This window comes from Mycolicibacter kumamotonensis (assembly GCF_002086285.1).
GTDB lineage: Bacteria > Actinomycetota > Actinomycetes > Mycobacteriales > Mycobacteriaceae > Mycobacterium > Mycobacterium kumamotonense.
In genome coordinates this window covers 129519-151801 of the sequence record NZ_MVHU01000001.1, presented here as the reverse complement: position 1 = coordinate 151801, position 22283 = coordinate 129519, and the positions used below count along the sequence as shown (strand labels likewise).

Genomic DNA, 22283 nt, shown 5'->3' with positions numbered 1-22283 from the left:
GGGAATTTGCGTGCGGGTCAGATCTTTGCCGGGGGGATGTCTGCGGCGCACCGGACGATAGGGTGGGTCACGTGGCTTTACCAGCACCCGGACCCGGCCGTGCGGCCATCGTCACCGGCGCGTCGTCGGGGATCGGTGCGGCAGTGGCTCGCGAGCTCGCCAGGCGTGGTCACCAGTTGATTCTGGTGGCGCGCAGCGCCGACCGGCTGCACGCGCTGGCCGAGGAGCTGCATCCCCACCCGGTGCACGTACTGCCGGCCGATCTGTCCAGCCGCACCAACCGGGCCGCCCTGCCGGACCGGGTCGCCGACTTGGGCCTGGTCCCCGATGTGCTGGTCAACAATGCCGGTCTGGCGGCGGTGGCCCTGGTCGCGGAGGCGGATCCGGAGCGCCAACTCGGCCTGGTCGAAGTCGACGTCGCCGCGGTGGTCGATCTGTGCACCAGGTTTCTGCCGGGCATGGTGGAGCGAGGACGCGGTGCCGTCCTGAACGTGTCGTCGGTCGCCGGGTTCGGGCCGCTGCCCGGGCAGGCGAGCTACGGCGCCGCCAAGGCATTCGTCGCTTCCTACACCGAGAGTCTGCGCAGCGAATTGCGGGGCACCGGCGTCAGTGCCACCGCGCTGTGCCCCGGTCCGGTGGACACCCACCTGGACATCGCGGCCGGGTTCCGCGCGGGGGAGCGCCGGCAGGTGCTGCCCGCGGTGATGTGGAAGTCGGTGGACACGGTGGCTCGGGCGGCGGTCGACGGCCTGGCCGCGGGCAAGGGCCGGGTGACGCCCGGGTGGGCAAACCGGCTGCTGGTGGTCGCCTACCGGGTCGTGCCGCACGGCCCGCTGCTACCGTTGCTGGCGCGGCGCACTCCACTGTCGACACGCAACACGGGTAGGGGGAAGTCCCGGTTATCGTCGACGTCAGGGGACGGCCGTGCGCCGGACAGGGGGAGCAGTGTGGTGCTTGAGGTGATCGACAAGGGCTGTGTGAGCGACGCCCATCCGGTTCCTTTGCTCTTCGTCCACGGCGCCTGGCACGGCGCCTGGTGCTGGGACGAGAATTTCCTCGGATACTTCGCCGACCAGGGGTATCGCGCGCTGGCGGTCAGCTTCCGCGGGCACGGCGGCAGTTCCACCGACAAGCCGCTGCGGACCTGCAGCGTCGAGGACTACATCGAGGACGTCAGATCGGTCGCCGACACGCTGCCCGAGGAGCCGGTGGTGATCGGTCACTCCATGGGCGGGCTGATCGTGCAGAAGTACCTCGAGACCCGCGACGCGCCGGCCGCGGTCCTGATGGCATCGATTCCCCCGCGGGGCAACTACGGGTCGAGCCTGCGCTGGCTGCGCAACCACCCCTGGCATGCCATCAAGGTCGCGATCACCGGCAGGTCCTTGCCCTACATCAACACGCCCGAGTTGGCCCGGGAGAAGTTCTTCTCGGAGCGCACCCCCGAGGAGCAGGTGCTCGAATGTGCGGCGCGGCTGCAGGAGGACAGCGCCCGGGTCAGCATCGACTGCCTGATGCTCAAGCTGCCCCGCCCGGACCGCGTCACCACACCGCTGCTGGTGCTGGGCGCCGACCAGGACGGCGCTCACACCCGCAAAGAGGTCGAGGCGACGGCGCGTGCCTACGGCACCGAGGCGGAGTTCTTTCCCGACATGGGCCACAACATGATGCTGGAGCCGGGCTGGGAGTCGGTGGCCGAACGCATCCACAGCTGGCTCGGCGGCCTCGGACTCTAGCGCCGCCGCCAGAGCCGGTCAGTCCTTGGCGAAGCTGTACAGCCGGTAGACGAATTCGCCGTTCTTCAGCGCGCCGTTGAAGGTCCAGTCGGTCGCGGCACTGGCGAAGCGGGCCAGGCTGCCGTGGTGGGCGATCATGTCCTGCTTGCGGGCCAGGTTCTTCTCGTTGCCGCGCAACACGTCCATGCTGATGTCCTCCTGGGACACCAGGCGCAATCCGGTGTCGGCCAGTTCGGCATCCCAGCGGGCCAGCTCACTGCGGCGGCGGAAGTCGGTGTAAAGGAAGTGCCCGCCCGGAGCCAGCACCCGCGCCGCGCCGTGGAAGAACTTGGCCGGGTGCGGGTAGAGGTGTGATGCCTCCACTTGGAACACCACGTCGAACGAGCCGTCCTCGAACGGCAGGTTCTCGGCGTCGCCCTGCACGAATTCCATCCCGGGCAGCTGGTGGCGCTCCCGGCAGAATTCGATGGCGGTCTCGTTGAGGTCCAGGCCGGTGTAGGAGGCGGGCTTGAAGGTGCGGGCGACATACGACGCGCCGCCACCGTGGCCGCAGCTCACCTCGAGCACCCGCTTGCCGGTCAGATCAGCCTGGGCGGCGGTGCGGTGGTACTGCTGGATGAAAAACCGGTTGGGCTCGTCCGAGGCGTCCAGAGGTATCCCCATCGGCGGGTCCTCTTCGTAGCCGTAGTTGAGGAACAACCAGTCGTCACCGCTGAGCATCTTGGTCTGGGTCGCGAACCGCTTCGTCACGAACGAGGTGAACAGCAGGTGGTAGACGAACGGGTTCGTCATGACGCGGTGGGATACCGGGTTGAATATCAGGCGGTTCATCGTGGCCACCGAGGCAGTATGTCACGGATGGGGTTTCGAACCGGCGGCTGGGTCGGGGGGTGCGGAACGTCAGTCATGCAGCCCGCGCATCAGGATTCGATCCCACATCCGGTCGGTCACCAGCGCCCGGGCGAGCACGGTGGCCTTGCCGGAACTGCCGACGATATAGCGGGGTCTGGGGTTCTTCGCCCGCACCACGCGCAGCACGGCTCGGGCGACGGTGTCCGGTTCGATCATCACGCCGCGCTTCGCCGACAGCCGCCGGGTGTTGTCGGCATAGCGGCGTTTGAAGTCGCCGTAGGGGTCGTCCGGGGCGTAGGCGTGCTGCGCCTCCTGCTGCGAGGTGACGAACGGGGTCCGCACCGCGGTCGGGTCGAGCAGCACCACTCGTACGCCGAACGGCGCCACCTCGGCGCGCAGCGACAGTGACAGCGCCTCCATGCCGTATTTCACCACGTGATACCCGCCGGCCCCCGGGCTGGCGAACCGCCCTCCGGTGCTGCCGATGTTGACGATGATGCCGCTCCCGCGCTCCCGCATGCCCGGCAGCACGGCCTGCGACAGGTGGAGTGCTGCAACGATATTGGTTTCGAATAGCAGGCGTAGATCCGCCAGCGCCACCTGCTCGAGCGGGCAGGTCAGCGGAAAGCCGGCGCAATTGACCAAGACGTCGACTCCGCCGTCGATCTCGCCGACCAGCTGTTCCACCGCCGCCTCGTCGGTGACATCGAGGGCGCGCGCGATCAGGCCCCGCGACGAAAGAGCCTGCAGCGCTTCGGGATTGCGGCCTACCGCGAACACGCGGTAACCGGCGGCCTGCAGCCGGTCGGCCGTTGCTTCCCCGATCCCGCTCGTCGCCCCGGTGACCAGCGCGTTCGGCTTGACGCTCATCGGCTGCCGGTGGACCGCAGGCCGGCCGCGGCCCCGTCGGCCCCGGCTTCGGCGAGCACCAGCTCGACGGGCAGGTGCTCGAGCCCTCGCATCGTGGCGTTGACCAGGTAGCGGTGCTCTCCGGCCAACCGGATCTCCTTGACCCGCGGGATCATCTGGGTCAGCACCCGCCCGACTTCGATGCGGGTCAGGTGCGTGCCGAGGCAGTAGTGGGCACCGCCGCCGAACGCGAGGTGGTCGGTCGGATTGCGATCCAGATCGAAGGTGTCGGGGTCGGGGTAGTGCGCGGGATCGCGATTGCCTGCCGCATACAGCACCAGCACCCGCGCACCGGCGGGGATGGTGTGGTCGCCGACCCGATAGTCGCGGGTCGCGGTCCGGTAGAACCCTTGCACCGGCGAGACCAGCCGCAGCTGCTCTTCGATCGCGGCGGGGATCAGCTCGGGGTGCTCGCGCAGCCGGGCGTAGACGTCCGGGCGCTGAGCCAGCGTGAGGAACAGGCCCGAGATCAGGTTGGTGGTGGTCTCACTGCCGGCGCCGACGAGCATCGACGCGCTCCAGAACACCTCGTCGTCGGAGAGGGTGTCCTCCCCGCTCGGAGCCGCCAGCATCGAGATCAAGTCGTCGCCCGGCGCGGCGCGCCGCGCCTTGATCATCGGGTCGAGGCTGCGGTGCATCGCGATGACGGCCTGGCTCGAGCGCATGTTCAGGGCCATGCCGCGCGGAGTCAGCGGTGCGAACGCCGCCTCGTTGATGGTGTCGGCCCATTCCAGGAACTGGTGGCGGTCCTCCTGGGGGATCGCCAGCATCATCGTGATCAACCGGTTCGGCAGCGGTTTGGCCAGATCGTTGACGATCTCGACCCGCCCGCGGGTGATCATCTCGTCGACGAGTTCGTCGGCGACCCGGTTGATGTTGACCTCCCACGCCTTCATCGCGCGCGGGGTGAAGGCCCGCGACACCGACCGGCGCAGCCGGGTGTGCACCGGCGGGTCTTGGGCGTTCATCGTCTGCAAGCGGACCCGGAAGCGGGCCTGGCTCTGCGCCGAGGACAAGGCCTCGTCGTCGCGCAGTGCCTGCCGGACCTCGTCGTAGCCCGGAATGATCCAGATGCCGCGTTTGCGGCTGTACCAGACCTTGGGACCGGTCAGCAGGGTGCGATAGCCCGGGTAGGGGTCGAGCATCGTTTCGCGAGCGAAGGGGTCGAAGTCGGTCAGCGGGGCGGTCTCGCGGCCGGTCAGGGCGTAGCGGTAGGCGGTCGCCCGGTCCCTCGCCACCCCGACCAGTCCGTCGATGCCGATCTTGAACAGGCTGGCGCGGAAGCGAAGCCGACGCGTCAAGTCCCTCTGGTCCATCTGGCTAGCCCCTCGTCACGATCGTCGTGTTTGCAGCGCGATCGGCCCGCGATCGGGCCGACAATGACTGCAGCCGTCACCCTAACCCGGTTTCGCCCCGCCGGTTCAAGGGACATCAGCCGGAAAACAGAGCGCCGGAGCGGGGGAACAAGTCCCGGCCCGCTCCGGCGCTGCGAACAGTTCGGTGGAGTCAGTCCTTGACGAGGTCGAAGATCCGGTAGGTGATCTCGCCACGGTCCAGATCGCGGTAGAACAGCGATCCCTCGACCACCGCGAACTCCCGGCCGAAGCGCCGCAGGAAGAACGGCAGCCGCTCGTTGATCAGCTCGTTGGAGCGCGGCGAGTTCGCCGCCAGCCCGCGGACGACCTCCCGGCTGATGTCGCGCTCGTTGACCAGGCGCAGCGGCGGCTTGGCAAGGGTCTGCTGCCAGGACTCGATGTCCTCTTTGGCGCGGAAGTCGGTGTGCAGGAAGTGCCCGCCCGGACGCAGCACCCGGCCCACCTCGCTGACGAAACGAGCGAAGTCGGGGTAGATGTGCGAGGCCTCGACGTTGACCACCGCGTCGAAGGAATCATCGGGGAACGGCAGGTTCAGCGCGTCGCCCTGCACGAAGTCCAGGCCCGGCACCTGATGGCGCTTCTGGCAGAAGGCCACCCCTTCGGGGTTGAAGTCCAGGCCGGTGTAGGAGGCCGGCTTGAGGGTCCGGGAAATGAAGGACGCGCCGCCGCCGTGGCCGGAGCTGACCTCCAGCACCTTCTTGCCGGTCAGGTCGATCTGGCTGGCGGTCTGGTGGTAGAGCTGGATCGAGTAGCGGTTGGGCTCGTCGGCTTCATCGAGCTGAAGGCCCAGCGGCGGGTCCTCCTCGTAACCCCAGTTGAGGAAGACGACGTCGTCGTGCCCCATCCGTCGGGTCATGAACGGGTACCAGTATTTGAAGGCCTTCTTGTAGAGCGGCATCGCCGAGATCCGGTACACCAGATCGGCACCGACTTTTTCCAAGGTCTGAGATGGGGAACGCACCATACCGAAAGTATGGCACAGCTCAGGAGGTGCTTTAGACCCCGGTAACCTGCACCGGCACCTGCGCGCGCCGCGGCTCGCCGCGGTAACGCGACGGCGCTCCGTTGATCTTGCAGACCCGCCACATCAGCCGTCCGGCGGGCGTCATCAGGCCGATGTCGCTGCACAGCATGCGGATGTCGGCGAACCTGTCCTGCAGCTCCTGGCGGGACTCCGGGGAGCCGGACAGCAGCTGCTTGCGCACCGAACGCGGAACGTCGAACTGCCGGAAGAAGCTGCGCGGCGGCACCACCATCGGCTTGGCCAGCAGCCGCATCACGAACGGTACGTACAGCGACATCCACAGCCGGTTGATCCGCCACACCTTCGGCACGCGTTTACGTAGGTAGGCGTCCGCGAAGGAGATGTGGCGGGCCTCTTCGGCGATGTGGATGGCCATCACCTTCTCCACCACCGGATGCCCGGAGCCGGCCTCGCGCAGCGCATTGGTCTGCAAAACATCGACGGGCACCTCGCCGGCCAGGACACCGAAGAAGAACACGTTGGGGAACGGCCCGGCGTACAACGGCATCAGCGGGGACAGCCAGCGCATCCACCACTGCATCCCCGGCACGTCGAATCCGATGCGGTTGACCAGCTCCTGGAACATCAGGACGTGGTTGCACTCCTCAACGGACTCGTGCATGCAGTAGCGGTGTTCGGGCGAGCCGTTGGGCACCCGGGACGCGTACTGGACCAGACCTCGGATCAGCATGCTCTCGAACTGCAGTGTGACCTTGGCGATGTTGGCCTGCCGCCACATCCCGATCGCGATCTGCTTGTCCAACGGTTGGCTGCGGTACCACTCGGTGCGTCCCAGCGGGTCGTCTTTCAGCACCCACCGCGGGTCATCGGCGGTGATGGCGTGTTCGGGCGCGTCCCAGTCGATGTCGGTGAACGGATCGAAGCGGCGTCGTACCGAGCTTTCCGACAGGCTTGCCAGCGTCGCGGTGTACTGGTGGTCGTCGGTGACGTCCATGTTGCGGCGGTATCGCGCAACGGCACGAACGACGGCGAAAAATACCAAGCCGGCAATCATCAGGCTGCCCACCAGCCCGAAGATGTCGATCCAGATCGGCATTTTCGCTACTCTCCCGTCTTTGGGCTGCGCGCAGAAAAGTCCGCGGCTGGCCCGAAGCTTACCGCCGAGATTGGCAGAACACTAAGACCCGTCGCACTGTCGTGGTGTGATTGCCGCCATCCCGCGACCGCTAAGCGTCCATTACTTTACCTGCGGCGGTTGGTGTTCGCATGTGGTTGACCTGCGCGCACAGCGGCGCGTCGCCGGATTGCGGTAGCGTGTTCTGTTTATGGGGACCCAGCAGGACCAGCACTATGAGGCCGTCATCGTGGGCGCGGGCTTCGGGGGAATGGGCGCGGCGATCCAACTCAATCGGCTGGGCTACCAGAACATCCTGATCGTCGACCGCGAAGACGGCCTCGGCGGAACGTGGCGGGTCAACCACTATCCGGGCCTCTCGGTCGATCAGCCCTCGACCACCTATTCCTATTGGTTCGAGCCCAACCCGTACTGGTCGCGGTTGTTCGCGCCGGGCCATGAGGTCCAGGCCTACGCCGAGCACGTCGCCGACAAGTACGACGTGCGCCGCTTCATGCGCTTCAACACGTGCGTCGACGGGGCCCAGTGGGACGAGGACGCCAAGGTGTGGCGGGTGGGCCTGGCCGGCGGTGAGACGCTGACCGCGCAGTTCCTCATCGTGGCCACCGGCTTCCTGTGCCAGCCGAAGATCCCGGAGATCCCCGGAATCGACACCTTCGCCGGGCGCATCATCCACACCGCGGCCTGGGATCACGAATACCCCCTGGCCGGGCGGCGCGCGGCGATCATCGGAACCGGCTCGACCGGGATCCAGGTCATCCCGGAGCTGGCCAAAGTCGTCGCCGATCTGACCGTCTACCAGCGCACCCCGATCCTGGTGACACCCAAGTCCGACGTGGTGTTCCCGCCGGTGGTGCAGCGCATGTTCGCCCGCGTGCCGTTCACCCAGCGCATCGTGCGATGGATCACCGACAATGTCACCGACTTCATGATGGTCCTGACGATGTGGCGCTACCGGCGGTTCAAGTTCCTCAACAAGGCGATGGCGGCCCAGTCCACCCTGCATCGGCTGATGTCGGTGCGGGACCGCGAGCTGGCCCGCAAGATGCGCCCCGATTTCGACTTCGGCTGCAAGCGCCCGTCGATCTCCAATGATTACTACCCGACGTTCACCAAGCCGCACGTGCACCTGGAGACCGCCGGTATCGAGCGGATCGAACCGGACGGCATCGTCTCCGTCGACGGCACCAAACGCGAGATCGACACCTTGGTGCTGGCGACGGGCTTCGACGTCTGGGAAGGCAACCTGCCGGCGATCGAGGTGGTCGGGCGCGGTGGCCGGAACCTGGGTAAGTGGTGGCGCGAGACCCGATTCCAGGCCTACCAGGGCATGACCGCGCCGCAGTTCCCGAATTTCATCAACATGGCCAGCCCGTTCGCCTGGGTGGGCCTGTCCTGGTTCAACACCGTCGAATACCAGATGCGGCACATGAACCGGCTGTTCGGGGAGCTGCAGCGGCGCCAAGCGCGGACCTTCGAGGTCACCGAGGAGGCCAACACCCGGTTCTACGAGCGGATGATGGACCTGCTGGACAGCTCGGTGTTCCACCTGGGCAACTGCGCGACGTCGAATTCCTACTGGTTCAACCACAACACCGGGGAGGCCCCGCTGTTCCGGCCGACGTCGGTGCGCACGGCGGTCAAAGAGCAAGATCACTTTCCGCTGTCGGACTACGTGATCGGGTAGCTTCCGATGCCGCGGCCCTGAACTGGGGGTTACAGTGATCGCTTGGGGGAGATCGTCTGGTGAGGGGCTTTGCAAAAGTGACGAAAACGCACCACCTGAGCCTTAGCCGGCTGTCTGCGGCAGGGTTGGTCCGCAAGTTTGCACTGCCGATCATCCTCGGCTGGGTGGCGATCACGCTTCTGGTGAGCCTCGCCGTCCCACCGCTGGAGCAGGTCGCCAAGGACCATCCGGTGTCGCTGAGCGCCAAGGATGCGCCGTCGATTCAGGCGATGGCGCGGCTGGGACACGACTTCGCCGAATCCGACACCGACAGCGCGGCGATGATCGTCATCGAGGGGGAGGAGCCCCTCGGCGACGCCGCCCATCACTACTACAACGAGCTGATCGCCCAGCTCAACGCGGACACCAAGCACATCCAGCACATCCAGGACTTCTGGGGCGACCCGCTTACCGCGGGCGGAGCCCAGAGCGCCGACGGCAAGGCGGCGCTGGTCCAGCTGAACCTCGCCGGCAACCAGGGCGAAGCCCTGGCCAACGATTCGGTCGAGGCCGTCCGCGACATCGTGCACCGCACACCCGCGCCGCCGGGAGTGCGGGCCTATGTGACCGGCCCCGCGCCGATGGTCACCGACATGAACACCAGCGGCGACCGCGCGGTGCTGAAGATCCTGGTGGCGACCGTGTCGGTGATCTCGCTGATGCTGCTGCTGTTGTATCGCTCGTTCAGCACGGTCGCGCTGCTGTTGGCGGTCGTGGGTATCGAACTGGCGGCGGCCCGTGGAATCGTCGCTTTCTTAGGCCACAACGGGTGGATCGGACTGTCCACCTTCGCGATCAACATCCTGGTGACGTTGGCGATCGCCGCCGGCACCGACTACGGCATCTTCTTCATCGGCCGCTACCACGAGGCCCGGCACGCCGGCGAGGACCCCGAAACGGCGTATTTCACCACCTACCGCGGGGTCGCCCATGTGGTGCTGGCCTCCGGGTTGACGATCGCCGGCGCCACGTTCTGCCTGAGCTTCACCCGGTTGCCGGTGTTCCAGACCATGGGTATCCCGTGCGCGGTCGGCATGCTGGTCGCCGTGGCGATCGCGCTGACGCTGGTCCCGGCGGTGCTGACCGTGGCCAGCCGCTACGGCCTGCTGGAACCGCGGCGCAAGATGTCCGATCGCGGCTGGCGCAAGGTGGGTACGGCGATCGTGCGCTGGCCCGGCCCGATCTTCGTGGCGGCCAGCGCGGTCGCGCTCATCGGTCTGTTGGCGCTGCCCGGCTACCGGGTCAGCTACAAGGACCCGTCGTTCATTCCGTCGGACACCCCGGCCAACCTCGGTTGGGCGGCCGCGTCGCGCCACTTCCCGGAATCGCGGTTGCTGCCGGAGGTGTTGCTGGTCGAATCCGATCACGACATGCGCAACTCGGCGGATTTCCTGGTGCTCAACAAGCTGGCGAAGAGCGTCTTCGCCGTCGAGGGTGTCGCCCTGGTGCAAGGGGTTACCAGGCCGGAGGGCACCCCGCTCGGGCACACCTCGATCCCGTTCCTGCTCAGCATGCAAAGCGCCGGGCAGATGCAGAACCTCGACTTCATGAAAAACCGGGTCTCCGACATGCGCAAGCAGGCCGATGATCTCGAGGGCACGATCGCGTCGCTGCAACGGATGTACGGGCTCATGCAGCAACTGGGCACCAATACCCATGAAGCGACCGGCGTTTCGCAAGAGGCGATGGATCTGGCTCAGCAGATGCGCCACCACATGGCCGATTTCAACCAGAACTCCAAATTGCTGCGCGAAACGGTCGACACGAACGACTGCCGCGGGGACCCGACCTGCCTGTCACTGCGGTCGGCCTACGCCTCGATGGACGGCGCCACCCAGCTCACCGACAAGCTCAACGAGCTGGCGCCGGTGATGAGCAACGTCGACGTGGTGACGCCGCAGCTGCTGGAGATGATGCCGGCGCAGATCGCCGCGCTGCGCAGCCTGCAGACCATGATGTTGACCCTGCACAGCACCATGTCCGGGATGATCGCGCAGGTCGAGGAGGTCGGCGGGGACTCGGCCGCGATGGGCCAGGACTTCGACGCGGCCAAGAGCGACGACTCGTTCTACCTGCCACGGGAGGCCTTCGACAACCCGGACTTCAAACGCGTGATCCAGCTGTTCCTCTCACCGGACGGCCACGCGGCGCGCTTCTTCATCACCCACGACGGCTATCCGGCGACTCCGGAGGGCATGGCGCGGGTGAACACGATCAAGAAGGCCGCCACCGAATCCCTCAAGGGGACACCGCTGTCGACGGCCAAGGTTTATGTGGCCGGCACCGCCGCACTCTTCAACGACCTGCAGGGGATCGCCGACTACGACCTGCTGATCGCCGGGATCACTTCGCTGGCAATCATTTTCATCATCATGCTGCTGATCACCCGCAGCTTCGTCGCCTCGCTGGTGATCGTCGGGACGGTGCTGGCCTCGTTGGGGGCCTCGGTAGGGCTGTCGGTTTTGGTGTGGCAGTACATCTTCGGCATCCACCTGCACTGGCTGGTGATGGTGATGTCGGTGATCATCCTGCTGGCGGTGGGCTGTGACTACAACCTGTTGCTGGTCGCCCGGTTCAAGGAGGAACTCGGCGCCGGGATCAAGACCGGCATCATCCGGACCATGGGCGGTACCGGCAAGGTCGTCACGGCCGCCGGGTTGGTGTTCGCCTTCACCATGGCGTCAATGCTGGTCAGCGACCTGCGGGTGGTGGGCCAGGTGGGTACCACGATCGGACTGGGTCTGCTGTTCGACACCTTGATCGTGCGCTCCTTCATGATGCCGTCCATGGCTGCGCTGCTGGGCAGGTGGTTCTGGTGGCCGCTGAACGTGCGTGAGCATCCGGCGCGCGCGACGCCCGGGGCACTACCGGTCATCGCGGCCGAGGACACCGCCACCGACGACGCGGACGACGGCGAGGACACCGGCACCGTCACCGACGACGCGGCCGAGGGCGAGGATGCGGGGGCTACCGGCGCCGCCGACGCCGGCCCCGATGCCGAGGCCGTGGACGACCCCGGTGCCGCCGAGGCGCCCGACGAGGTGGTCTCGGCGACCGCGGAGCCGGCCGATGCGCCCGACCGGACGTTCGAGGACATGGTGGCCACGGCGTTCCCGGAACTGTCCGGCCTGCCTCCCACGCCCGTCGAGGATCACACCACCGAGGTGCTGGCCGCTGTTCAGCTGCCGGAGGACGAGAACGACCGCTGAGTTGGTGCCGGCCGGCTCTGGCCAGGACGCCGCCCCATGGACTAGCATTTAAACAAGTCCTGGTTGTAAAAAATACTGTGCGGGTTCCGGATTGTCTCAGGCGGCGTCCGCACCGGTAGAGGAGGCGGCGGATGAGCATCGCGGATCGCACCGTTCAGACCACCTGGGAGGGGCCGCTGGCCTCCGGGGCGGGCACCTTGGGCCAGGGCAGCAGCGGTGCTCTCGACGGACTTCCGGTGACCTGGGCGGCCCGCACCGAGCAGCCCGGCGGTAAGACCAGCCCGGAAGAACTGGCCGCCGCCGCGCACTCCTCGTGTTTCGCAATGGCGTTGTCGCTCAAGCTCGGTGAGAACACGACCCCGCCGCAGCAGCTCGACGTCAGCTCGACGGTCACCCTCGAGGAGGTTGACGGGCTGCCCACCATCACCACGTCGAAGCTGACCATCCGTGCGAGGGTGGCCGGTCTGGACGACGCCGACTTCGCCCGGGTCGTCAACGACGCCGCCGCGCTGTGCCCGGTGTCGCGACTGTTCGCCGGGGCTGAGATCAGCCTCGACGCCGCGCTGGTCTGAACGGAGGGGCCAGCAACATGTCTGACGAAAACCTCTCGGCGGCACTGGAACGCGAGCACCAGGAGATCGACGCCGGCATCGGAGCCTTCCTGGATAAGCTGGACGCCGGCGGCATGGACGCCGACGCCCTCCGTCACACCCTGGCGGTGCTGCGGCGTCACATCTATCTGGAGGAACAGCTGCTGTTCCCGCCGATCAGCAAGGGCGCCCACATGATGGCGGTGTTCGGGATGATCCGCGGCCACGGCGAGATCTGGCGCACCATGGACGAACTCGACAAGGTGCTCGCCGGCCCGGGCGAGGGCGACCGCGACACGTTGCGGGAAGTGTGCCAACGGCTTTCGGCACTGCTGGCCGAACACAACAAGGTGGAGGAACCGGTGATCTATCCGGCCGCCGATACCGGACTGCCTCCGGAGCAGGCTGCCGAACTGGCCGAGTTCATCGAAGCGGGCCGGATGCCCGACGGCTGGGTCTGCGCAAAAGCCGCCGTGTGAGATGGATGGGAGAACACCGTGGCCGCCGAGAAACCCGACATGCCCCCGTCTGCTGTCCTGGAGCGTGAGCATCACGAGGTCGATGCCGGTCTCGAGGGATTCCTGACCGGACTGATCGGCGGCCGGGTGGACGCCGAGGCGCTGAATGCAGCTCTGGAGGACCTGCGCCGCCACATCTACCTCGAGGAACGCATCCTGTTTCCGCCGATCCGGCACGCCGGCATGGAGATGCCGATCGCGGTGATGATGACCGAGCACGGCGAGATCTGGCGCACCATGGACGCGCTGGCCGGACTGGTGGCCGGCGGTGACACCGAGCGGATGGGCGCGCTCTGCCGCTTACTGCTCGACCAGCTCGCGGTGCACAACTCCAAAGAGGAACAGGTCATCTACCGCGCGGCCGACACCGCGCTGGAACCGGATCAGGCGGCGGAGCTGATGGACTTCATCGAAACCGGGCTGATGCCCGATTGCTGGGAGTGCCGGGAGGCGCGCTAGAGGCCGACACCCAGACCGAGCCCGATCGCGATCGGGATCAGCGCCATGTTGGCAGCAAGCGGAAGGCCGATCGCCTCGATGAGGTTGCCCGCCTCGAGCCGATCAAGGAATACCGCCACGTCGTAGGCCGGCAGGGAGATGGTCAACGCGGTGAGCACGTCGGCGATCGGAAGCAGCTGGGCCAGCGGGTCCGGGGCCGCATCCGAGGATCCGAGGTTTAAGGCGTTGAGCACCTCGGTAAGCGTCGCGGCATTCGGATCGTCGAGAAAAATGGCCGGGTTGACGGTCAGGTCGCCGACCGCGTACGCCGACCGCAGCAGTGGACCGGTCACCGGATTCTCGGCGATGGTCGCGAACACGTCGTAGTTTTCCGGGTCGAGCAGGTCCCTGGCGGCGGCGAGGATGCCCTCCGGAATTCCTCTCGCCAGGGCGTGCCAGACCTCGGCCCAGTCCAGATCGGTCGGAAACAGTCCGAACGGGGTTTGAACGTCCGCGGGACCCTGGCTCCAGCCCTCGGTGATGCTGCCGTAGCCGAGGTTGACCAAGATCTTCAAGTCCGGTTCCACCAGATCCGCCAGCGGATTACCGATGAACGGTAGGAAGCGCACCAGATCCAGCAGCGGCAGATGCTCCTGCGGAATCATGTAGTAGTGGGTCAGCGAATCGGCGGCCGTCTGCAGCGGGATGGCGCCGGCGATCTGATCGGGCTGAAGACCCAGGTAGGTGAAGTGCTCGAGAACCAGACCCGCCAGGGCGTTCAAGACGGCGAACGGGTTGAGGGGGTATTGGGGGAAGTCGGCGAAACCGTCGTATTCGAGTGTGTAGACATCGGTGGGGTAGAGGTCCGGGGTGGGGTAGCCGAACGTGATGCCCAGGCTCGGGATGGACGGATTCGACCCGACCGGGAAATCGAAGCGCTCCAGCAACCCGCCGTTGGGGGCGGCGGTGTCGCCGACCAGCACGAAGTGCACATCCTCGGCCGGCACACCCTGTTCGGCGAGCCGACTCATCGCCAGCGAGGACAGCGCGGAGCTTTGCGAATAGCCGAAAACCACCACCGGATTCACCGCGTCCACACCTCCGCCGGCGACCAGGCGGCTGACCGTCTCACTGAGTATCTGCGCGCCCTGGGTTTCCGAGACGAAGGCGGGCAGGCTCTTGACGCCGGTCGTCGGGTAGAAGCCCTCCGGGGTGAACAGCGCTTGCGGTGTGCCGGTGAACCCGTGCGGTTGTAGGTAGAGGATGTCGGCGGCGTCGACGTAGGTCGGTGCCGGCAGCGGATTGCCGCTGCCGCCCATGATCAGCGCCGTGCCGCCTCCCAAGCCGTCTGCCGACCCGGTGAGGTGCACCGCGGGACTCGCCGAAGCCGTGGGCGCCGCCGGGCCGACCGCGGCGAGAGCGGTGGCGACCACCAGCGCGAGGCCGACCGGCACTCGCCGCGTCCGGCTCATTGTTGCGCCGCCAGCAGTGCCGAGAGGCCGGCGTGATAGCCGGCCAGGCTGTGTCGCCAGCCGATATCGATGGCCCCGCCGCTGTCCACGGCGATCTCGGCGCCCACGTGCACATACGGTGACGGCGGTACCAGCGGCACGATGTCGAGGAAATTCACTACCCGATAGCAGCATTCGATCGCGGCATTGAACGCGGCGGCGAAGTCGGGCAGGCCGGTCCGCGGTCCGCCGAACGTCGTCACCCGCGGCTCGATGGTGCGCCCGTCGAGCACGGTGCGGGCGATGTCCGGTGCCGCCAGAACCGCCAGCGCGGCACCCAGGCTGTGCCCGGTGATCAGGATGGTCTGGCAGCCGCGGGCCGCCGCGGGAAGGTTGGCGGCGATGCTGTGGCGGACGCAGCCGTAGACGTCCTGGAATCCCGCGTGCACCTGTCCGAACCCGGCGGTCCAGCGAGGCTCGCCGGAGGAGGGGCGAAGCTGGGACCCGCGCATGGACGCCGCGACCGGCGCGTACGGCGCCGGGAGGAAGTCGAAATCGGCGATCCAGTCGGCAACATCGGCGCTGCCGCGAAAGGAAACGAACACGGTGCCGGAGGCGGTGTCGTGCCCCATCAGTCCGAAGATGTTGGTGTCCTTGGCCATCGCCTTCGCCGGGTGCCGCTCGGGCAGCGCGGCCAGGTGGGCGGGATCGGTTTCGATCAGGGCGGTTTGGGTGAAGCCCGTCGGCAGTGCCAGCGCAGCACCGGCCATCACGGTGTAGGCCGCCTGTGCCAGCGGCAACACCACGTCGCGGGCATGTGACGCGCTGAATCCCACGGGGAAAAGTGTAGAAGCCCGACCGTGTTATGGACGCCAGATCCGCTGCGCAGTGCCGGCGGAAGGCCGGACCGTCAGCGGGCGGTGAGGCGGGTGACAGCGCTCCAGCGCGCATTGCCCGGATTGCGCGGGTCCGGCTGGGGTAGCCGGGCGGCTACCCGATACCAGAATGGCAGTCGACGGAATCGGTTGGCCGCCAACAATATCGATTCAACTTCGAGGGGCGTCCAGCCGATCTGCTCGAAGTAGGCGAGCCCGTTCTCGGCTCCGAACTTGAACGGTGCGTTGGCCATGATGGCGGCGGTCTTGCGGTCCATCCATTTCCGCAGTCCCGCACCCCAGAATTCCAGCAGCCACCACGCGATCTGCGGTCGCTTCAAGGATTGCGCCAGGGCCACGACATCGTGGTCGTCGAGATACATCAACAAGCCCTCGGTCAGCACCAGGGCCTTGCCCGCGCCCGCCAGCGCGTCATCGAGAAAGGCGTCGCGGGCGGCGGGATCGGCGAGGTCGACCGCATACCGGGCCAGCCGGCATCGGGGCTCCTGGTCGTGCAGCGCCTGCTCCTTGTCGGCCAGCAGTCCCGGGAGGTCCGCCTCCACCCACTGCAAGTCCGCCGGAAGGTCCAGGCGGTAGGGCCTGGTGTCCAGGCCGGCCGCCAAGTTGAGCACCCGGTCGCAGCCCTCGTCGATCGCCGTGAGCACCAGATCGTCGATGAGCTTGGTCCGGGCCACCAGCGCCCAGCCGATCGGCGGGGCCGCCGCGGCGATGGCGTGGCCGCGCTGCCCGGCGAGCCGATCGGCCAGCGGGTCGTCGAACATCGCGTCGGGGCGGCGGGATTCCTCCGCCCGATAGGCGGCGATCCAGCGTGCCGTGTCGGACACGTCGGCGATGAGGGGCTCGGTCCCGGCTGCGGGTCGCATCACGCGACTCACACTACCCCCAAGTGGGTCGTATGACGCAACTCAGGTGGCTATGCTGGTCGCATCATGCTTGACCGCGAATATCCCGACCAGCTCTGCTCCGTGGCTCGTGCCCTCGAGGTCATCGGGCAGCGGTGGTCGCTGCTGCTGGTTCGCGACGTCTTCTTGGGCCGGCACCGCTTCGACGAGCTCTGCGCCAGCACGGGGATCACCCGCAGCGTGCTGACCGCGCGGCTGACGCACCTGGTCGACGAGGGTGTACTGCGCCGAGAGTGCTACCAGAGCCGGCCCGAGCGATTCGAATACCACCTCACCGAGAAGGGGCGGGCGCTGCTGCCCGTGCTCGCCCAGCTGATGCTGTGGGGCGACCGGTACTACCCCGGACCCGACGGGCCCCCACTGCTGCTGGAACATCGCCACTGCGGCGGGCATCCGCAGGACGTGCTGCGCTGCGATCAATGCGACCACGCGCTGACCGCCTCCGACGTCCGGGCGCGCCCTGCCGGCTGAACCCCTCTCCGGCGAATCGGCGGCCCTCCGTACAATCGGCTCATCGGCAATGATCCGGCCATCACCGGGGAGCCTTCGGAAGAACAGGCCTCGGCCCCGAACGACGGGCCTCAAACGACGGGCCTCAGTAGAACCGAACGGGTAGGCCCGTCACAGCCTTGTTGAGCGGTCGCGCCGGCAGCGCGGCAAGCGGGGTGGTACCGCGGTGCTCGCGCAACCGGCGCGGCGTCGTCCCCGAGCCGGGAGCGCCGTGGGAGACGACAGAGACGTGAGCGAACGCAGCTATCCGAAGCCGGCCGCCGGTGCCCCCGACTTCCCGGCGGCCGAAGCCGAGGTCCTCGATCACTGGGCCGCCGACGACACCTTCCGGGCCAGCATCGCCCGCCGCGACGGCGCCGAGGAATACGTGTTCTACGACGGGCCGCCGTTCGCCAACGGCCTGCCCCATTACGGGCATCTGCTCACCGGCTACGTCAAGGACATCGTGCCGCGGTATCGCACCATGCGCGGCTACAAGGTGGAGCGACGGTTCGGCTGGGACACCCACGGGCTGCCCGCCGAACTCGAGGTGGAACGTCAGCTCGGCATCACCGACAAATCGCAGATCGACGCGATGGGTATCGCCGCGTTCAACCAGGCCTGCCGGGAGTCGGTGCTGCGCTACACCGCCGAATGGCAGGCCTACGTCACGCGGCAGGCCCGCTGGGTCGACTTCGACAACGATTACAAGACCCTCGACCTGCCGTTCATGGAATCGGTGCTGTGGGCGTTCAAGCAGCTGTGGGACAAGGGATTGGCCTACGAGGGCTACCGCGTCCTGCCGTACTGCTGGCGTGACGAGACCCCGCTGTCCAACCACGAACTGCGGATGGACGACGACATCTACCAGAGCCGTCAGGACCCGGCGCTGACCGTCGGGTTCGCCGTGGGCTCCGGGGGACCGGTCGATGACCTGGCCGGCGCGTACCTGTTGGTGTGGACCACCACGCCGTGGACACTACCCGCCAACCTGGCCGTCGCGGTCAACCCGGAGGTGACCTATGTGCAGGTCGCGGTGGGGGAGCGTCGATTCCTGCTCGCCGAGGCCCGGCTGAGCGCCTATGCGCGCGAATTCGGCGCCACCGACGGCCAAGAGCCACCCGTGTTGGGCCGCTATCGCGGTTCGGAGCTGGTCGGGCTTCAGTACCGGCCGCCGTTTCCCTACTTCATGGACTCGGCGGACGCCTTTCGGGTGCTGGCCGCCGACTTCGTGTCGACCGACGACGGCACCGGGCTGGTGCATTTGGCGCCGGCATACGGCGAGGACGACAAGAACACCACCGACGCCGCCGGCATCACCCCGGTCACCCCGGTGGACGCCAAGGGCCGCTTCGATTCCAGCGTCGCCGACTACGCGGGCCAGCATGTGTTCGACGCGAACAAGGCGATCATCGCCGACCTGAAGAACGGCACCGGACCGGCGGCGGTCAATCAGCCGGTGCTGCTGCGTCACGAGACTTACGAACACCCCTACCCGCACTGCTGGCGGTGCCGTAACCCACTGATCTACAAGGCGGTCTCGTCGTGGTTCGTCCGGGTCACCGAATTCCGGGACCGCATGGTCGAACTCAACGAGCAGATCACCTGGTATCCCGAGCATGTCAAGGACGGCATCTTCGGAAACTGGCTGCGCGGCGCACGCGACTGGTCGATTTCGCGAAACCGCTACTGGGGCACACCTATTCCGGTGTGGAAGTCCGATGATCCGGCTTACCCGCGAATCGATGTCTACGGCAGCCTCGACGAGTTGGAGCGCGATTTCGGGGTACGCCCGGACAATCTGCATCGGCCGTACATCGACGAGTTGACCCGGCCCAACCCCGACGATCCGACCGGCGCCTCGACGATGCGGCGCATCCCCGACGTACTCGACGTGTGGTTCGACTCCGGGTCGATGCCCTATGCGCAGGTGCATTACCCGTTCGAGAACTCCGACTGGTTTCAAACCCACTACCCGGGCGACTTCATCGTCGAGTACATCGGCCAGACCCGCGGCTGGTTCTACATGATGCACGTGCTGGCCACCGCGCTGTTCGACCGGCCGGCCTTCAAAACCTGTGTGGCGCACGGCATCGTGTTGGGTTCCGACGGGCAGAAGATGAGCAAGTCGCTGCGCAACTACCCCGACGTGAACGAGGTGTTCGACCGCGACGGCTCCGATGCCATGCGCTGGTTCCTGATGGCCTCGCCGATCCTGCGGGGCGGCAACCTGATCGTCACCGAGCCGGGCATCCGTGAGGGTGTGCGCCAGGTGATGCTGCCGCTGACCAACGCCTACAGTTTCCTGGCGCTCTACGCGCCGAAACCCGGGGTGTGGCGCACCGATTCGACCCATGTGCTCGACCGCTACATCCTGGCGAAGCTGGCCTCGCTGCGCGACGACCTGACCGTTGCGCTGGACGGCTGCGACATCTCCGGGGCGTGTGAGGAGCTACGCCAGTTCACCGAGGCGCTGACCAACTGGTACGTGCGCCGTTCCCGGCAGCGGTTCTGGGACGAGGACCCCGACGCCATCGACACCTTGCACACCGTGCTGGAGGTGACCTGCCGGCTGGCCGCACCGCTGCTGCCGCTCACCACCGAGAAGATCTGGCGGGGCGTCACCGGTGAGCGGTCGGTGCACCTGACCGACTGGCCCGAGCCCGGCAGCCTGCCCGCGGACGCCGAGCTGGTGGCGGCGATGGACCAGGTACGCGAGGTGTGTTCGGCCGCGTCCTCGCTGCGCAAGGCGCACCGGCTGCGGGTCCGGCTGCCGCTGCCCAGACTCACCGTGGCCGTCGAGGGCCCGCAGCGACTGGCGCCGTTCACCGACCTGATCGCCGACGAACTCAACGTCAAGGCCGTCGAGCTGACGGCGGACATCGACCGCTACGGCCGCTTCGACCTGGCGGTCAACGCCAAGGTGGCCGGTCCGCGGCTGGGCAAGGACGTCCAGACCGCGATCCAGGCCGTCAAGGCGGGCGAGGGCGTGATCAACCCGGACGGCACCCTTAGCGCCGGGCCGGTGGTGCTGCGCGAGGGCGAATACACCTCCAAGCTGGTGGCCGCCGATCCAGAGTTCACCGCGGCGCTGCCGGACGGCGCCGGACTGGTGGTGCTCGACGGCACGGTGACCGAGGAACTCGAAGCCGAAGGCTGGGCCAAGGACCGCATCCGCGAACTGCAGGAACTGCGCAAGAGCACCGGACTGCAGGTCTCCGACCGGATCAGCGTCGTGATGTCGGTCCCCGACCGGCGGCTGGGGTGGGCGCAGGCGCATCGGGATCTGATCGCGGGCGAGATCCTCGCCACCGGGTTCGAGTTCGGCGACCCGGGTGCCGGCGCCGCCGAGATCGGCGACGGTGTGCGGGTGTCGATCACCAAGGCCTGATCGGCACTCCGGCCCGGTGGCGAGGCGAATTTCTCGCAGCCAGATTCTTTTGGTCACCGCCGGGCGCCCCGCGCGCGGAACCACACCGGGTCCCGACGGCGAAGGATCGGTATTCGCGCTGATCACGGTGCTGAAACGGGCACGGTGCGCAGGCCTGCGCCCGCCGCAGCAGGCGCGTTCGAACCGGTGCGCGAGCGGTCGAGAACACCGGTCTCGGCCGCCCGGGGACCGGCCCGCCGCTGGCTAACCTTCTGATCACATCACCCTGAGCGCAATTGGCCGCCTGACCGTGGCTGATTGATCGTCGGTGGGTTGTTAGGCGGCGTCGCGGTCCGGGGGGCGCGTCAGTGATCGGGAGCGAAGGAGAGCTATGGATTTCGGGGCCCTGCCGCCGGAAATCAACTCCGCCAGAATCTACTCTGGCCCGGGGTCGGCTCCCATGCTGGCCGCTGCGACGGCCTGGGACGCGCTGGCCACTGAATTGCACTCCACCGCGACCGGTTACGGGTCGGTGGTAGCCGACCTGGCGAGTTCGGCGTGGCACGGACCGTCCTCGGCGGCGATGGCGGCCGCGGCAGCTCCGTATGAACAGTGGATGAGGGCCACCGCAGCGCAGGCAGAGCAGGCGGCGTTGCAGGCCAGAGCGGCCGCGGGCGCCTACGAGCTGGCCTTCAGCGCCACCGTCCCACCGCCGGTGGTCGCGGCCAACCGGGCGCTGCTCATGTCGCTGGTCGCCACCAACTTCCTGGGGCAGAACACGCCGGCGATCGCCGCCACCGAGGCCCAGTACGCCGAGATGTGGGCCCAGGACGCGGCCGCGATGTACGCCTACGCCGGCTCCGCGGCGGCCGCCACCCAGCTGACCCCGTTCACCGCGCCACCGGAGACCACCGATCCCAGCGGACAGGGCAGCCAGGCGGCGGCGGTGGCCAACGCGGCACAGTCCTCGGCGAGCTCGAATGCGCAGTCCGCACTGTCACAGCTGATGTCGCAGGTGCCGAGCACCCTGCAAACCCTGACGACCAATCCGACCGCGCTGTCCACAGCGGCAACACAGGCGACGTCGGGCCTGAAGAACGGCATGGACAGCATCACCAACCTCATCAAGGTCATCGACGGCCCCTATTCGCCGCTGGGCATCCTGCGGCTGTTCAAGAACTGGTGGCAGGTCAGCTCCAGCCTGGTGAGCATGAACAACGGCGCGCAAAGCCTGGGGTCGTTCTTCAACCCCAAGCCCATCACCGGGGCCTTGTCGCCACTGCTGGCGAGCGAGCTGCTGACCGGTGGGCCGGCGGTGAACCCGGCGAGTGCGACGGCGGCGATCGGCCGTGCCGGCATGGTCGGGTCGCTGTCGGTGCCGACCAGCTGGGCCTCGGCCGCTCCCGGGGTGGCTCCGAGCGTGCAGACCGTCGCGTCGGTCTTGCCCAAGGCCGTGTTCGACGCGGCCCCCGCGATGGCCGTCAACGGCGAGAACGGCATGTTCGGCCAGATGGCGGCCTCGAGTCTGGCGGGCCGCGCGCTCAGCGCGCCCGTCGGTCATGCCGTGGGCGCGGCCTCCACCCGCACCATCGGCGCTGTCACGCAGGTCACCAACGCCGTGGCGGCGGGCCCGGACATCGCCACGACTGCCACCATCATCGTCATCCCGCCGATCCAGAAGTAGCCGAAGGAGTCGCGGCA

Annotated in this window: 17 protein-coding genes and 1 pseudogene; 10 read left to right on the top strand and 8 right to left on the bottom strand. The window is 67.6% G+C overall.

Features of this window, described 5'->3' with window-relative positions:
* Window positions 1-71 precede the first annotated feature (71 nt).
* Together BST28_RS00695 and BST28_RS00690 are read left to right on the top strand one after the other, a co-directional pair.
* Window positions 72-872: pseudogene (locus BST28_RS00695) on the top strand (SDR family NAD(P)-dependent oxidoreductase); the annotation flags it as partial.
* A 78-nt stretch (window positions 873-950) separates the two neighbouring features.
* Window positions 951-1736, top strand: coding sequence for an alpha/beta hydrolase (locus BST28_RS00690; RefSeq protein ID WP_083079561.1), 786 nt, complete (start codon window positions 951-953; stop codon window positions 1734-1736).
* 18 nt (window positions 1737-1754) lie between these two features.
* On the opposite strand, the gene BST28_RS00685 is transcribed toward BST28_RS00690, so the two are convergent.
* The 5 genes from BST28_RS00685 to BST28_RS00665 form a co-directional block, all read right to left on the bottom strand.
* Complete coding sequence (locus tag BST28_RS00685) at window positions 1755-2567, bottom strand: phthiotriol/phenolphthiotriol dimycocerosates methyltransferase (RefSeq protein ID WP_083079452.1); 813 nt, start codon at window positions 2565-2567, stop codon at window positions 1755-1757.
* Between the two features lie 69 nt (window positions 2568-2636).
* Entirely contained in the window at window positions 2637-3458 is an 822-nt protein-coding gene (locus BST28_RS00680) for an SDR family NAD(P)-dependent oxidoreductase (RefSeq protein WP_083079450.1), read from the bottom strand.
* Window positions 3455-4813: a cytochrome P450 gene (locus BST28_RS00675; protein ID WP_065289736.1), complete on the bottom strand. Its 1359-nt coding sequence runs from the start codon at window positions 4811-4813 to the stop codon at window positions 3455-3457. Before BST28_RS00675 ends, BST28_RS00680 begins: the two co-directional genes overlap by 4 nt.
* A 190-nt stretch (window positions 4814-5003) precedes the next feature.
* Window positions 5004-5771 carry a phthiotriol/phenolphthiotriol dimycocerosates methyltransferase gene (locus BST28_RS00670; RefSeq protein ID WP_065289739.1) on the bottom strand — a complete coding sequence of 256 codons (768 nt, stop codon included), beginning with the start codon at window positions 5769-5771 and terminating at the stop codon, window positions 5004-5006.
* Window positions 5772-5868: 97 nt separating this feature from the next.
* Entirely contained in the window at window positions 5869-6912 is a 1044-nt protein-coding gene (locus tag BST28_RS00665; RefSeq protein ID WP_165758034.1) for an AurF N-oxygenase family protein, read from the bottom strand.
* 271 nt (window positions 6913-7183) lie between these two features.
* Here BST28_RS00665 and BST28_RS00660 point away from each other — a divergent pair, with 271 nt between their 5' ends.
* The 5 genes from BST28_RS00660 (at window position 7184) to BST28_RS00640 (ending at window position 13495) form a co-directional block, all read left to right on the top strand.
* On the top strand, window positions 7184-8680 hold the full coding sequence (locus tag BST28_RS00660; RefSeq protein WP_083079444.1) for a flavin-containing monooxygenase: 1497 nt from the start codon (window positions 7184-7186) through the stop codon (window positions 8678-8680).
* A 77-nt stretch (window positions 8681-8757) separates the two neighbouring features.
* Window positions 8758-11928, top strand: a complete 3171-nt coding sequence (locus tag BST28_RS00655; RefSeq protein WP_420093415.1) for an MMPL/RND family transporter — start codon at window positions 8758-8760, stop codon at window positions 11926-11928.
* Window positions 11929-12059: 131 nt separating this feature from the next.
* Window positions 12060-12500, top strand: a complete 441-nt coding sequence (locus BST28_RS00650; protein ID WP_083079441.1) for an OsmC family peroxiredoxin — start codon at window positions 12060-12062, stop codon at window positions 12498-12500.
* Window positions 12501-12517: 17 nt separating this feature from the next.
* The gene (locus BST28_RS00645) at window positions 12518-12997 is read left to right on the top strand and encodes a hemerythrin domain-containing protein (protein ID WP_083079439.1); all 480 of its coding nucleotides are present in this window, start codon (window positions 12518-12520) and stop codon (window positions 12995-12997) included.
* A gap of 39 nt (window positions 12998-13036) precedes the next feature.
* On the top strand, window positions 13037-13495 hold the full coding sequence (locus BST28_RS00640) for a hemerythrin domain-containing protein (protein ID WP_065288627.1): 459 nt from the start codon (window positions 13037-13039) through the stop codon (window positions 13493-13495).
* On the opposite strand, the gene BST28_RS00635 is transcribed toward BST28_RS00640, so the two are convergent.
* From BST28_RS00635 to BST28_RS00625, 3 genes are all read right to left on the bottom strand, one after another.
* Window positions 13492-14946, bottom strand: coding sequence for a PE-PPE domain-containing protein (locus BST28_RS00635; RefSeq protein ID WP_083079437.1), 1455 nt, complete (start codon window positions 14944-14946; stop codon window positions 13492-13494). The genes BST28_RS00640 and BST28_RS00635 overlap by 4 nt on opposite strands.
* On the bottom strand, window positions 14943-15761 hold the full coding sequence (locus BST28_RS00630; RefSeq protein WP_083079435.1) for a lipase family protein: 819 nt from the start codon (window positions 15759-15761) through the stop codon (window positions 14943-14945). The genes BST28_RS00635 and BST28_RS00630 overlap by 4 nt, the downstream gene beginning before the upstream one ends.
* A 74-nt stretch (window positions 15762-15835) precedes the next feature.
* Window positions 15836-16684, bottom strand: a complete 849-nt coding sequence (locus tag BST28_RS00625) for a class I SAM-dependent methyltransferase (RefSeq protein WP_083079433.1) — start codon at window positions 16682-16684, stop codon at window positions 15836-15838.
* 66 nt (window positions 16685-16750) lie between these two features.
* Here BST28_RS00625 and BST28_RS00620 point away from each other — a divergent pair, with 66 nt between their 5' ends.
* From BST28_RS00620 to BST28_RS00610, 3 genes are all read left to right on the top strand, one after another.
* Complete coding sequence (locus BST28_RS00620) at window positions 16751-17194, top strand: winged helix-turn-helix transcriptional regulator (RefSeq protein WP_083079431.1); 444 nt, start codon at window positions 16751-16753, stop codon at window positions 17192-17194.
* A 268-nt stretch (window positions 17195-17462) separates the two neighbouring features.
* Window positions 17463-20603, top strand: a complete 3141-nt coding sequence (gene ileS, locus BST28_RS00615) for an isoleucine--tRNA ligase (RefSeq protein ID WP_083079557.1) — start codon at window positions 17463-17465, stop codon at window positions 20601-20603.
* Window positions 20604-20973: 370 nt separating this feature from the next.
* Complete coding sequence (locus BST28_RS00610; RefSeq protein ID WP_083079429.1) at window positions 20974-22266, top strand: PPE family protein; 1293 nt, start codon at window positions 20974-20976, stop codon at window positions 22264-22266.
* The last annotated feature ends 17 nt before the right edge of the window (window positions 22267-22283 follow it).